The sequence below is a fragment of the Paenarthrobacter sp. NPDC018779 genome (assembly GCF_044391085.1).
Lineage (GTDB): Bacteria > Actinomycetota > Actinomycetes > Actinomycetales > Micrococcaceae > Arthrobacter.
Genome location: NZ_JBIRZS010000014.1, coordinates 14341 through 26895 on the forward strand (window position 1 = coordinate 14341; position 12555 = coordinate 26895).

The following is a 12555-nucleotide window of genomic DNA, read 5'->3' on the forward strand; positions in this document are numbered from 1 at the left end:
CGGCTCTCAATTGTGCAGGAACCCCTGGGCCTTGCGGCAAGGCCCCCTGTGCCGTATAGATTGAAAGTGAGGAGAGGTGTTCTCCTCTTTTTTGTGCCCTTCTCTCGGGCCCGTTCCGCCGCCATTTCGATGCTTAGCTGCCCACTGTGCCGTGCGAACCATCGACTGGGCAGCAAGCCATCGAATCGGCCGAACCCGCCCTCGCTCCCCCTTTAGACGCATGGCTGCGTGTTAGACGGCAGGAATCGTCTAATGCACAGGGAGCCATCGAACCGGGGTCCTTAGGCAGTCATGTGGGTGGGCCGTCGGAACTGTGTGGCTTTCTTACAGCGACGCGATGGTTGCGAGTAGCAATGGGCCGATCACCAGGACGATCAGGAGGATGACCATGACGGCACGTCCTTTGCGATTGCCCACATTCACTGTCAGGCCGATGCCTGTGCCGGGTCGTTTGGGGACAAGGATGTGCGGGTCGTCCGGATTGTTGTAGAGGATGCCCGCGATCCAGAGCTTGTCTTCTTCCTCCTCGGCCGCTGTGGGGTGAATCCCCTGAGCCAGTGCGGTCCGGCGCGCCCGGCGTGAAGCCATGGTGTAAGAAACCGGGATCACGCCAAGAACAAGTGCAATGAGTAGAAGGGCCGGCCACGAAGAAACATGATCTGCCATCCTGCCAAGGCAAAGTATGCGAACACGATGGCTATCAGGAACGAGGTGCCGCCCAGGGCCGCGATGGTGCCGCGGATCAGTCCTTCCCGGTGATAAAACTCCCAAGGGCTCGGTTCCTTGTCCGGACGTACCATCTTGGGCACCGCGGCCGCGACGATCGCCAGAAGCGCGATGACTCCGGCGGCCGTCAGGAGTGGAAAGAAGACCGAGCCGAAGGTCTTCGGGGACCAATCATCGGGACGTCCACCTGGCCCCCAGTGGGTGGCAACAACCTCGGGCAGCGACTCAAAGATGCGGACCCCGTAGACGAAGCAGGCCAGTACGATGATGCCCGCTGCGAGATGCAGCAGCCAGAGCGGGCCGCGTCCACGCTTGATGACAGTTTCAGTTGCGCCAGTCACGAGGGCCAGCCTAGTCCCAGGTGGGATCAACGGATAACGGGTCTATTCCTCGCTGCGGCTCCTGCACTTGTACTCTTATGCAGGCTGATGCTTGTCAGCCAACTAAACGCGTCAGCGCATCTGCAGTCCTATGCTGAGGCCCATTCCGCGGATGTAGCTGGAGAAGGACAGCTCTTGAAGAAGCCGGTGTTCGTATTTCTTGTCACGACGGTGGCAGTACTCCTTGCTGCACCCGGCGCCTGGGCCACTGCTTGGCTGGTGGGCGGAAAGACCCCCAGTCCGCTGGTGGTTGGTGTCGGACTGGTGGTTGGTTTGATCGTCGGGACCATGGGTGGTTCACGGTTTTGGGATGACCGGCGTGCGATTCGTGAGCGTGCTGCACAGGACGACGAAGGCTGAGTATTCAGTTTCAAGTCCAGGATGAATCCGCCAGTTAGACGCGTGGCTGCACGTTAGATGGCAGGCGACGTCTAACACGCAGCAAGTCGTCGAATCGGAGCCCTCCGCGCTGGGTGCGAGCCATCCAGGTGCCTGGTCTGCCAGCTAAGTGAGGGTGGCAAGATATTCACGTGATGGAAAACGACAAGCCCCGACGCCCCGACGTGGTTGAAGTCGAGCTCATAGGCGGGGTTGAAAAGCGACACCTTGAACTGAAGACGTACGACGACCAATGGCCCGCCAAATACGCCGACCACGAACGCCGTATCAAGGCCGCCCTCGGGAAGCATGCCATCGAGTTAGAGCACATTGGTTCTACGTCTGTCCCCGGCCTGGCCGCTAAGCCCATCATCGACATTCTCGTCACGGTCCGTGAAATCACGGCGGAGGAAGAGTACCTCGACGCACTTGTGGCCGCCGGCTATGAGCTCCGCGTCCGGGAACCGGGGCATCGTATGGTGCGAACACCGTCGAGGGACGTACATGTACATCTTCTTGAGGCGGGTGATCCTGCCGTTGATGACTACCTCCTTTTCCGCAACCGCCTTCGCACAGACCCAGGTGATCGGGCTCTCTATGAAGAGACCAAGCGTGCCCTGCTGAGTCAATCGTGGGCTGACATGAATGCCTACGCTGACGCCAAGACCGGCGTGATCTCAGCGATCAAGGCACGCGTACGCGCCAGCCGCACTTAGCCCCTGGATGTAAGCTTCAGGGGGCTTGTCGCAGCCTCGGCACACTAACAACTTCGAAGTACTGGCAAGGGACGGGCACGGTCGTGGCATCAGCAGTGGATGAGTGGGTCAAGGTTGGTCCGAGTCAGGCGAGGAAAGCCGCTAAGGTCTACGCATCACTCGGCGACCGAACACCTAGGGAGCGGACAAGCACTGTCGGATCCATGGCCTATGTCGTGTGGGTCGCCTCGCTCGCTGGTCTGGTTCTCCGCCGCGGTCCGGTCACGGTCATTGCCGGGACGGCCAGCGACTTCCGAAGGATGTTCAGGGTAAGGTTCACGATTGCTGTCGCAGTGGGCCCCGCACTCGCGATTCTCTTGAACACGGCTCTTCCGGTACCACAACGGCTTTGGGCGTCCTAGCTTTGATCATAGCCATCCTGCCATCGCGCAGGATCCACCGAACACGAGGCGTCCTCCCAAGTCTTCGCGTATGGAAAAAATGGAAGGGGGCTAGGGAGGTTTGGATGCTCTACGCCTTGATCCACGATCCGAAGCTCCCCGCCGACGAACTTGAAAGCACCCTGCGCAGCCTGGTTCCAGAGACGGGCGCCGCCTCGGCGGCCTTGGTGTGCACCGCGGCTGAATCCCAGGTGGAGGTCTTGAAGCGCCTTGGTTTCGTCCGTGACAGCGAACGTAGTGGGCTCATGTATCGCACTTCAGACGAGCGGAACTCAAACCCGGATGGGCTGTCGTTAGAGGTAGCGTGAAGCACCAGTCGACAACCCAAGGCCGCCGTTTAGATGCTCGGCTGCTTCTTAGACGATAGGAGTCGTCTAATGCGCAGCGAGCCATCGAAACGGGCTTCCATGGGTTCCCTGCCTTGCGATCTACGTCTGCTGCTCTGCCAGATAGTGTCTCGCCGGCGGTTGGGCGACGTGGATGAGCCGGATACGCTGTTGATCCGGTCGCCAAAGGAGTGCCTGCAAGCGTCCATCGGCCAGCAGTGTCAACTCCACGGTGTCGCCTTTGCGCACAGGTCCGATGGGGTTGAAAAAGCGGTACACGATGCTGAAGGATCGTGGCCTCCCGTCGACATCTTCAGCCTCCAAGTGAACCGCAAGGGCGCTTCCGTTGCCAGCCTTCCCAGTGACCGTGGCCTGCACAGTCCTCCACTGAGCGCCTGAGGCTAGCAGCTTTCGAGTCCGGCCAAAGTCCGTGAGATCGCCCCAAAAACACAACAAGCAGGCCAAAGCGGCGAACGGGAGTAGTGCGCCAAAGACAACGGGATCCGGGTGATTCGAGTCGTCAGCTCCGTCCACCCAGATGTCGAGTGGATCGGACGTTGAGACGTTCAAAGCCACAGGAAAGCCGACTCCTGGCAAGGTGCCGCAGCCGGCGTTGACTCCAGCGACGCCATGCAACTGCTGATCACTCACCGCGTAGGAAACATGGAGACGACACGAAGCCGAACGACGGGATGAGGTGTCCTCCTGCTTGGTCACTCTCGCCTCAACAGTCGTGTATTCGTCCATGGCGTGCCTGACTCCCACAATGACGGACCAACCGAGCAGCGCTGTGACGGTTCCGATGACCAGGAGGGCTATTACGCGCCTCATCAGAAGCGTCCGCCGAAGACTGCTTCCTTCCCACACAGGAACCGGAGGCTCGGTGGCCACAGTTGCCCTAAGAATGGTGTCTTGGGTGATCAGGATCCAAGCGCTCCCGACATCGTTACGCCTACGCTCCTTCCAGGCGAAGTACGTGCACGGTTTGTGAGGCGCGCGGGATTGGATGGCAAAGCAGCGCTGTCCCGGAGAACGCTGGGGCAGCGCTGCTTTTCAGCCGAGACTTATCGATTCAGGAACTCCTCGTGCTGCCGGTGTGCTTCCTTCACTTGCTCGCGGATCGTCTCGACGTCCTTGGCCTTGTTCCGGTACTTCAACGGCATCTGCACAATCTGTGCTTCCTCCGCGGTCAGTGCCCGGTAGATGCGCTCGCGTTCGGCGGCGTCGGCGGTGTAGTCGAGGTCGAGGTAGTCGACGGCGTGGCGACGCGCGTTGTTGATCGCGGTCTGGGCCTTGCCGGCCGGGCTGAGCAGTGACAGGAGAACGGTGACAACCAGGGTTCCGCAGATCACGCTGAGCGAGAGGCCCGTGGAAATCTCAAGGACGTTGACGTGCTCGCCACCGTTGATGAACGGCAGGTTGTTCTCGTGCAGCGCGTGCAGGATCAGCTTGACGCCGATGAACGCGAGGATCGCGGCAAGACCGTAGGACAGGTAGATGAGCCGGTCCAGCAGGCCGTCGATCAGGAAGTACAACTGCCGCAGGCCCATGAGCGAGAACGCCGTGGCCGTGAACACGATGAAGACGTTCTGCGTCAGGCCGAAGATTGCCGGAATGGAGTCGAGCGCGAACAGGATGTCCGTGCCGCCGATCGCCACCATCACCAGGAGCATAGGGGTTAGCGCACGCTTGCCGTTGACCACCGTGAAGAGCTTGTCGCCGTCGTACTTATCGGTGGTGTGGAAGAGCCTTTTGGCGAGCCGGATGATGAAGTTGTTCGCTTGATCGTCACCGTGGTCGCCGGGCTTGAGGAGGTTGCCGGCGGTCAGCAGGAGGATCAGGCCGAACAGGTAGAACACCCACGCGAACGAGTTGATCAGCGCGGCGCCCAGGAAAATGAAGCCGGTCCGGGCGATCAGCGAAAAGACGATACCGAACAGCAGCACCTTCTGCTGGTCCTCACGCGGCACCCGGAAGCTGGCCATGATGATCAGGAAGACGAAGAGGTTGTCGACGGACAGGGCTTTTTCCGTGATGTATCCGGCGAAGTACTCGGACCCCATTTGGGCTCCGCCGAAGACCAAGACCAGAATGCCGAAGACAACGGCCAGGCCCACATAAATGGACGACCAAATTGCTGCTTCCTTCAGCGACGGAACGTGGGCTTTGCGAATGTGGAAGAAATAGTCGAAGGCGAGAAGCGCCAAAATAACGACGATCGTGATGCCCCAAATGAGGGGAGAGACGGTCATGTGATCCTGCTTTCGTGAGGGGCGTGTAACTCAGCGAGGGTCAAAAACTCTTGCCATAAACCTACCGGGTTGGGTCGCCTGGCGTTGGTTCATGGCTGTGTGGGGGAGTACGACGGCGAGTGGCTGGGCTGGCTGCCTCCGGAAGTTGAGCGGGTGGAACGTCAGGGTGTCCTACGTAGCTTCCAACGATCTTTGTTGTGATCCCGGTTCCGAAATTGCCGGGTTTCCTCTGTTGCGCACATCACACGGATCAATGTCGAGTGACCTCCCGGCTTCGGGCAAGGATGGTGTACTCTCGTTATTATCAACTTGATAATAACGATTGGAGGGGCCATGGATGCCCTGCTCGACTGGATGAACTCCCCGGCTGTACCGAACCTTCTCGGCAGCCCCGTGAGCTGGATCGAAGTCATCGGATTCGTCACTGGCGCGGCCTGCGTCTACGGCGTTGCCCGGCAGAAGCTGTGGAGCTGGCCGGTTGGAATCATCAACAACATCGCGTTCATGATCTTGTTCCTGGGAGCTGGCCTCTACGGCGATACGGCGCTGCAGGTTATCTTCGGCGTGGTTGGCGCCTACGGCTGGTTCAACTGGATCCGCGGGAACCGGAGCACCGCAGCGAAAGACGACCTTCCCATCCGCGATGCGAGCCGTGCCGAAATCGCCTGGGGAGTAGGCATCACGGCGGTCGCGACGGCGCTGGTGGGATGGATGCTCGCCGTCGAAACCAATTCCACCGTTCCGTGGCCCGACGCGTTCATCCTTGCCGCCTCCCTGATGGCCACTTACGGCCAGACCAAGAAGATCATGCAGCAGTGGTACGTCTGGATCATCGTGGACATGGTCTCGATACCGCTGTACTTCGCGAAAGGGCTGGCGCTCACCGGCATCCTCTACATCGGCTTCCTGGCGCTCTGCATTTACGGCCTGGTGGACTGGAACCGTGCACGCCGAATGCAGGGCGTTGACGCAGCCCCAAGCGAAGGAGCACTGGTTTGAGCCTCTACGGCACGGGACTTGTCATAGGGAAGTTCTACCCACCACACGCCGGGCATCGGCACCTGATCCAGGCAGCAGCGGCTGAGTCGGACAACGTTTATGTCATCGTCCTGGGCACTCGCTTCGAGTCAATAAGCATGGCTGACCGTGCCCAGTGGCTTTCCACTGAATTCGAGACTTACGCGAATGTGCGAATCCTTGTCCAGGTTGATGATTGCCCGGTGGATTACGGCTCGGACGAGATCTGGAAGGCGCACGTTGAAGTGATGCGCTCAGCTTTGCAGAACGCTGGTGTTGAAAAGGTTGATGCCGTCTTCACTTCGGAGATGTACGGGTACCAACTGGCGGATGCTTTCAATGCCGAGCACGTCCTGGTGGACCCTGACAGGAGCGAGTTTCCCGTCAGTGGCACGCTCTGCAGGGATGACCTCAACGCAGCCTGGCCGCACATCATTGAACCTGCCCGGCAGGGTTTGGCTACGCGGATCATCGTGGTCGGGGCAGAGTCAACCGGCACCACTACCTTGACCCGTGCGCTCATGGATCACTATCGAAGCCGGTACCCGACCATCGGGGACGTCCCCGAGTACGGGCGCCTGCGGACCTACGAAAAGCTCGACGAACTCCGGAGCCTCAATCCCGGGACGGGCGTTGAGGACCTGGTGTGGACCACCGAGGACTTTGACCTCATTGCGAAGCGACAGAACGAGTTGGAGAACGCCGCCGCATCCCAGTGTCCGCTGGTCATCGCCGATACCGACTCGCTGGCGACCGTACTGTGGGAGCGCCGCTACATGGGCACGGACAGCTTCGGCGCTGCGGAGGCGGCAGCGAACCTCCCTGGGCGTGATGTCTATCTAGTAACTGATCACGAGGGTGTCGACTTCGAAGACGACGGAATCCGCGACGGTGAGCACATCCGGGCAGACATGACGGAGTGGTTCAAGGAGGCCCTGACCGCAGCAGGTCACTCCTGGGTATTGGTGACCGGCAGTCACGAACGACGGCTGGCTACGGCTACCACCATCATCGACCTCATACTGGAGCAACGGTCCACTTTCACTTCACCGCCGTGGGCCAAACGAACCATCCTGACAGGAGCCACCGCTTGAACAGCGAAAAGAAATTCTTGGCGTCGTACCGGCCCGAGGACTATCCCGCTACCGCTGTCACCGTGGACCTGGTTGTGTTGGCCGTCGCGCAGGGTGTTCTGCACGTTGCGTTGGTTCGCCGCGGTGAACACCCCTTCAAAGGTTCCCTCGCGTTGCCGGGCGGCTTCCTTCACCCTGATGAGGACGCCCTGCATGCTGCGTGGCGGGAACTCGCCGAGGAAACGGGCATGACGTTGCCTTCACCGGAGGCGCACGCGGAGCAGCTCGCGACTTACAGTTCGCCTGACAGGGATCCACGCATGCGGATCGTGTCCATTGCCCATCTGGTACTGCTCGCCACCGACGGGCTAACCCTGCCTCCACTCGCTGCTGGGTCTGATGCGGCGGGTGCTGAGTGGTCGCCGGTTCACGAGACACTCAAGGGTGATCTCGCGTTCGACCACGCAGCCATCATGCGCGAAGGACTGGACCGCCTCAGCGGCAAGATGGAGTACACGCTCATTGCCGCACGGCTCCTGCCGGAGTCGTTCACGGTGACCCAGCTCCGTACCGTTTACGACGCCGTGTGGAACACTTCCCTGCCAGCCGGCAACTTCACGCGCAAAATGGTCCCGCAACTACACGACACCGGTCAGAAGGTACGGGCAGCCTCTGGTGGCGCCCCCGCTGCCCTGTTCAACGCGACGGACAAACACATTCACCCGCCGCTGGCTCGGCCAGCTGACGCACGGGATGCCAGCTAGGCACTTCCGAGCAGGGTCCATTCGTCCCAGTTGTTCTCCCTACGCCAGTGTTGGCGGGGTTCTTCGGTTTCCCTCAGCCTGTCCGTGAGCCACAGCGTTGTGTCTGGATTCCAGCCCGCGATGACGCTGGCTGTGCCCTGGGCGGGGTCCACCTCCAGTGCCCGTCCTGCCAAGTGGAGGTAGCCGTTCACTGTCAGATGTACGGCGTCCCAACGTGTGGCGACCTGCTCCCAGTCCGGGATCACCCAGTGCCCGTCGCGGCCGGTGGTGCGGTACCAGTCATGGCGACGAGAGGCCGTGACCTGTAACGGGAAGTCCCGGCAGAGCGTGACCCAATCCTCGGCGACCTCGACTTCGAGAATCCGGCCGGATCCCGAGACGGGGGTGACCGTTGCTTCTTCCCATCCCAGTGAGTCTTCGATGAGGTCGAGTCCTTCGGGTATCCGACTCATGGTTTGAATGAGGCGGTAGGGGATGGACCACCATTCTCCGCTTACTTGGGCCCTGAGATCCGCCGGGAGTTGCCAGGCGCTGCGGAATTCCACATCAAGCGTGTGCTCCGTCCACTCGGAGAGCGTCTGGCTCGGGTTCCGTGACAGTGGTGTGGGGTCAGCGGCCGATCTCCAGTCGACTGCCCACTGTTGTGCGCTGAACTGATCGCCCCAGGCGTTGGCTGCACGGATAGCGAGGACACCGCTCGCGACATGTTCAAGCGCATCGGCCAGGCGTGCCTCGGCAGCCAGGACATCCTCGCCGTCCGGCTGCTGCCAATACCGTGCCGTGTCGACTGCCCGAAGCAAGGCCTTCTGCACGAGAGCGTCACCGATGCGGTGCAGATCCAGACGGGACATTCGGTCGGACAGTTCGGCAACCGTTGGCTTCGGCGCTGGAGGGGGAACCTCGCCGGACGCATCGAACGACGACATCATGACACGCGATTTACCCGCACCGGGATCGAGGTCGTAGCCCAAGTCGAAGACTGCAATGCGGACATCGTCGTCAGCCTCCATAGCGAGTTCAAGGCACAGGCGCCGACCCCGTGGTCCGGCCAACAACGACGCAACATCCAGCTTCATGATTCCCCCAAGGCGGCGGGACTTACGGCGATGGAGTACTGCTCAACGCGGCCATTGATCTGGCACAGCGAAACCGCTTCGTAGGGAACACCCCGGCCTCCGCCGATGACCTTGCCGATTGCGATTGCCAGGAGCTCGGAAGAAGTGTCCATCACTTCATCCTTGCACGGCGCTCGCCGGGTAGTCGCGTCTAGGCGACGCTGACTAGTGCCTGGTCGATGCGCGCGATCAGGCCCGGCCAGCCGTTGCCCATGCCTTCGAGAGCAGTGCGGCCCATGGGGGTATCCAGGTTGAAGCCCGCGTGTTCGAAGTGCAGGATGGTGCCGTTTTCCGTGGCTTTCAGCGACCACGTGATGGTGGTGTCCAGGACGCCTTCTGCGAAGACGAACGTGATTGACGTGCCGGGTTCGACGGCGGTGACCTCGCACTGCTGCTGGCCCCAGCGGTCCATGTCCATGGTGAATCGGTGGCCGACTACGGGTGCGATATCGCCTGGCGCCCACCACTTGGCGAGGAGTTCCGGCGTTGTCAGGGCAGCCCATACGGCTTCGGGGGAGTGGGCGAAGGTGCGCTCAAGGCGGATGGCATTTTCAGTCACGGGTTTTCCTTATCCAGTAGTTCACCCAGGGCATCGAGCCGCTGGTTCCAATAGTGCTCGTAGTGCTTCAGCCAGCCGCTGGCTTCCTGCAGGCCCGCAGCTTGCAGATGGTAGATCCTGTGCCTGCCTTGCCGCTCTTCGCGGATCAGTCCGGCGTCCTTCAGTACGGTCAGATGTTCCGACGCCGACGAACGGCTGAGTGCCAAGCGTCCCGTCAGTTCGCCCGCCGACAAGGGGCCGCCGAGGAGGCTGTCGAGGATGGTGCGCCGCGAGGGGTTTGCGAGGGCGCCGAAGACGTCGGGAAGCACTCGATGATGATATGTCGGAAATTTCCGAAATGACAAGGCGTTGACAGTGGAGCGTTGGCCCCAATGTCTCCATCAGTTACACGGGCTGTCCGAGTGAGCGGATCTGGCGCCCGAAGTCTGCGGTGAGTATCGTCGTCGGGAGCGGGGCCACAGCGGTACCTACCCACATCACGACACGGTCCTCAAAACCCGCCGTAATCCCCGAAATCTCAGGTGTCTGTAGGAGCCACGCGTTGGTTTGGGATCGATTGATGCGAACAGAGATCGGGTTGGCGCATTGAGTCTGAAGCCGGCGCAGGAAGTCGGACCCAGTGAGGGCGACCAGATGACGGAAGCCGAAGTTGGCCATCTCTGCAGCCAGGGCTTCTATCAAGTTGGCTGCGGTCATTGGTTCGGATGTACTGGGTTTGAGAGTGATCAGGCCTTCTACTTGAGAGGCCGCTGACGAGTTAGCAGGAGTTGATGCCCAGCTTGTGACGACCTGCCTACCGTGTTTGGTTTTGTTGGGACCTGAGATGGCCGACGGTTGAGCAGCGTTCCTCCCGAGGCTTGCGGCGTATTCTCCGAACTCGTCGGCGGCTGCGCATCGCTGTTGATGCTGAACGAGATGCTCAGGCTTGCCAGATCCCGGTGCAAACATTGATCAACCCATAACCACGATTCTCCACCGGTAATGGTGCGTTGACTGCCATATTCTTCGGGCCGCACATCGTTGTGTCCAGGTTGAAGCCCGCGTGTTCCGAGTTCAGGATCGTGCCGTTTTCTGTGGCCCTGAGCGACCACGTGAAAATGGGACAAGCGCCGATTGGCAATCAGGTAAGGATCTCTTGGAATATCCCGTCCTCTGGCGCGTAGAGCCACTCCCAAAGATCGTGGGAGTCCATGTCTGCGTAGTGGGAAAACTCAACCAGGACGGTGAGATTACCACGCCATGTGTCGGGCGAACCGGTTTTTTCCAGCTGCCACACTCCGTCATCGCCAATCTTGAGGCTGTACCCGGTGGCCACCTTGTTCGCATTGATCGGGGTAGTTGTTGGGCTCAGGTAGTTGCTCTGCAACTGAACACGTCTGTACCGGTTCATGAAGCGAAAAAGTAGTACACGTTGAATGTCATCCTGGTGGGCGGCTGCAAACACTGGCCGTTCGTGCCAAGCACGCTCGACCTCTGTCAGCGTGATCCACTTGCCCTTGCGCTCCAGGTAGAGCCTGATCTCTCCGCCGAGACTGGAAATACACCACACCCCATCTTCGTAGCCAGTTATGCCGTATCTCGCCGAGTTGACGACAGGGTGCAGCCGCTCAATCATGGCGTCAAACTCATCGATCATAGGAAAGTACACCCGTCTTCAGTAGCTCTTCTGTGGTGATTAGCCTGCCTTGCCCATCTAAGAACAAAATCTGGATTGACCCACCGGCCCGGCCGAACCAAGGCGCCACCAGTGCAGCCTGAACTGTCGACCCCTCAAGCCCATCGGGCCACTGCTCCGCTACGCGATAACGCGCGTACGGAAGCTTCAATGCATCGACTGGAAGCGAGCGATCTTCAAAGCTCGTTGGCTCGCCATTGTTCAGCGCGTACAGGTACGAGCCGTCCTCGTTTCCTACCCGATCGAGAGTGTTTCCGTAGTGACCATGGAAGACAGCAAGGTCTTGAGTGATCCAATGACTGCCCTCTACGCCGCCATCATTCGGAAGATACCGATTCCATCGCCCTGTTTTCTGCTCAGTCATGACTTCTACCTCAGCCCCTCTCGGCTCCTGTATTAACTGCTCTGAATTCGCTTTGATAAGCGAGGACTGCGTCGAGCGTCCAATCCTTGAGGACCGCGAGTGTTCCGTTTTGAAGTGGACGTAGGTCCACGAGGGGGCTGGGCGGAAGAGTGTATCCGGAGCCGTTAGCCATGTACGTCAAGACTCCCACCGGCGGATACCAGAGTGGGTGGCCTTCGTTCAGCTTTGTTACTTCGTATCCAAAAACGCCCCCACGGATGGGACTCCAGATGTCGACAAGGGATGCGACGCATTCGGTTATTGCTTCTCGTCCGGAAACCAGGGCTTCATTCAACTCCAATTCGAACGAGTTCCTCGAGCCGGGTTGGTCCTCTCCGTCTGAGACAGAGAAGCTGAATGGGCAGAGGCTTCTGTCCGACCCTGCAAGGAAGCCGAGCACCGAGAGGTAGTAGCCCCAGCTCGGGTAGAAGTTGCCCGCATCATCCTTGCGGGCGCCGTCTTCGACCCTTAATTCCATTTCGTGAACGGAGCGAGGTATTGCTTCTTTCGTCGCCGCACTGCGTCCGGGGTACAAAACGTCAACCCACTCGATTGGCCTGGCATCCAGGTGTTCCAAGGCGCTCAAGGTCGACAGAATCCTCCCGGCAATTTCTGCAGGGCGCGCGGGCCGTCCGCCCAGCAGGAAATCTAGGTCAATGTCATCGAGTTTGGGGTCGAAGTAGGACTTCGCGGCTTCTTCAGGCACACCGGCTCCTGGTAGTTGGGTTTGG

At 60.2% G+C, this 12555-nt stretch carries 17 protein-coding genes; 6 read left to right on the forward strand and 11 right to left on the reverse strand.

Features of this window, described 5'->3' with window-relative positions; translation table 11 throughout:
- Positions 1–324: 324 nt before the first annotated feature.
- Entirely contained in the window at positions 325–588 is a 264-nt protein-coding gene (locus ACH488_RS14605; RefSeq protein WP_397325269.1) for a DUF5808 domain-containing protein, read from the reverse strand.
- Positions 589–605: 17 nt separating this feature from the next.
- Complete coding sequence (locus ACH488_RS14610; protein WP_397325270.1) at positions 606–1067, reverse strand: DUF1648 domain-containing protein; 462 nt, start codon at positions 1065–1067, stop codon at positions 606–608.
- 174 nt (positions 1068–1241) lie between these two features.
- Here ACH488_RS14610 and ACH488_RS14615 point away from each other — a divergent pair, with 174 nt between their 5' ends.
- From ACH488_RS14615 to ACH488_RS14625, 3 genes are all read left to right on the forward strand, one after another.
- The gene (locus tag ACH488_RS14615; RefSeq protein WP_397325272.1) at positions 1242–1466 is read left to right on the forward strand and encodes a hypothetical protein; all 225 of its coding nucleotides are present in this window, start codon (positions 1242–1244) and stop codon (positions 1464–1466) included.
- A gap of 173 nt (positions 1467–1639) precedes the next feature.
- Positions 1640–2200: a GrpB family protein gene (locus ACH488_RS14620; protein WP_397325273.1), complete on the forward strand. Its 561-nt coding sequence runs from the start codon at positions 1640–1642 to the stop codon at positions 2198–2200.
- Between the two features lie 505 nt (positions 2201–2705).
- The gene (locus tag ACH488_RS14625; protein ID WP_397325275.1) at positions 2706–2948 is read left to right on the forward strand and encodes a hypothetical protein; all 243 of its coding nucleotides are present in this window, start codon (positions 2706–2708) and stop codon (positions 2946–2948) included.
- A 120-nt stretch (positions 2949–3068) separates the two neighbouring features.
- Here ACH488_RS14625 and ACH488_RS14630 read toward each other — a convergent pair whose 3' ends face one another.
- Positions 3069–3713 (reverse strand): hypothetical protein, encoded by a 645-nt coding sequence (locus ACH488_RS14630; RefSeq protein WP_397325277.1) that lies wholly within the window; start codon positions 3711–3713, stop codon positions 3069–3071.
- A 317-nt stretch (positions 3714–4030) separates the two neighbouring features.
- Positions 4031–5218, reverse strand: coding sequence for a TerC family protein (locus ACH488_RS14635; protein WP_397325278.1), 1188 nt, complete (start codon positions 5216–5218; stop codon positions 4031–4033).
- 333 nt (positions 5219–5551) lie between these two features.
- Between ACH488_RS14635 and pnuC the strand changes: the two genes are divergently transcribed.
- Genes pnuC through ACH488_RS14650 form a run of 3 tightly spaced genes read left to right on the forward strand, consistent with a single transcriptional unit; the run spans position 5552 to position 8072 of the window.
- Positions 5552–6217, forward strand: a complete 666-nt coding sequence (gene pnuC, locus ACH488_RS14640) for a nicotinamide riboside transporter PnuC (RefSeq protein WP_397325280.1) — start codon at positions 5552–5554, stop codon at positions 6215–6217.
- Positions 6214–7329: an AAA family ATPase gene (locus ACH488_RS14645; RefSeq protein ID WP_397325281.1), complete on the forward strand. Its 1116-nt coding sequence runs from the start codon at positions 6214–6216 to the stop codon at positions 7327–7329. Before pnuC ends, ACH488_RS14645 begins: the two co-directional genes overlap by 4 nt.
- Positions 7326–8072, forward strand: a complete 747-nt coding sequence (locus tag ACH488_RS14650) for an NUDIX hydrolase (protein WP_397325282.1) — start codon at positions 7326–7328, stop codon at positions 8070–8072. The genes ACH488_RS14645 and ACH488_RS14650 overlap by 4 nt, the downstream gene beginning before the upstream one ends.
- Here ACH488_RS14650 and ACH488_RS14655 read toward each other — a convergent pair.
- The 7 genes from ACH488_RS14655 to ACH488_RS14685 all read right to left on the reverse strand — a co-directional run bounded on the left by ACH488_RS14655 (position 8069) and on the right by ACH488_RS14685 (position 12530).
- The gene (locus tag ACH488_RS14655) at positions 8069–9148 is read right to left on the reverse strand and encodes a hypothetical protein (RefSeq protein WP_397325284.1); all 1080 of its coding nucleotides are present in this window, start codon (positions 9146–9148) and stop codon (positions 8069–8071) included. The two genes, ACH488_RS14650 and ACH488_RS14655, sit on opposite strands and share 4 nt — an antisense overlap.
- A complete protein-coding gene (locus tag ACH488_RS14660; protein WP_397325285.1) occupies positions 9145–9300 on the reverse strand; it encodes a hypothetical protein in 156 nt (51 codons plus the stop codon). Before ACH488_RS14660 ends, ACH488_RS14655 begins: the two co-directional genes overlap by 4 nt.
- Before the next feature lie 38 nt (positions 9301–9338).
- Positions 9339–9746 carry an SRPBCC domain-containing protein gene (locus ACH488_RS14665; RefSeq protein WP_397325286.1) on the reverse strand — a complete coding sequence of 136 codons (408 nt, stop codon included), beginning with the start codon at positions 9744–9746 and terminating at the stop codon, positions 9339–9341.
- On the reverse strand, positions 9743–10054 hold the full coding sequence (locus ACH488_RS14670) for an ArsR/SmtB family transcription factor (protein ID WP_397325287.1): 312 nt from the start codon (positions 10052–10054) through the stop codon (positions 9743–9745). Before ACH488_RS14670 ends, ACH488_RS14665 begins: the two co-directional genes overlap by 4 nt.
- An 812-nt stretch (positions 10055–10866) precedes the next feature.
- Complete coding sequence (locus tag ACH488_RS14675; RefSeq protein ID WP_397325288.1) at positions 10867–11361, reverse strand: Imm61 family immunity protein; 495 nt, start codon at positions 11359–11361, stop codon at positions 10867–10869.
- A gap of 10 nt (positions 11362–11371) precedes the next feature.
- The gene (locus ACH488_RS14680; RefSeq protein WP_397325289.1) at positions 11372–11785 is read right to left on the reverse strand and encodes a TNT domain-containing protein; all 414 of its coding nucleotides are present in this window, start codon (positions 11783–11785) and stop codon (positions 11372–11374) included.
- Positions 11786–11795: 10 nt separating this feature from the next.
- A complete protein-coding gene (locus tag ACH488_RS14685; RefSeq protein ID WP_397325290.1) occupies positions 11796–12530 on the reverse strand; it encodes a hypothetical protein in 735 nt (244 codons plus the stop codon).
- Positions 12531–12555 lie beyond the last annotated feature (25 nt).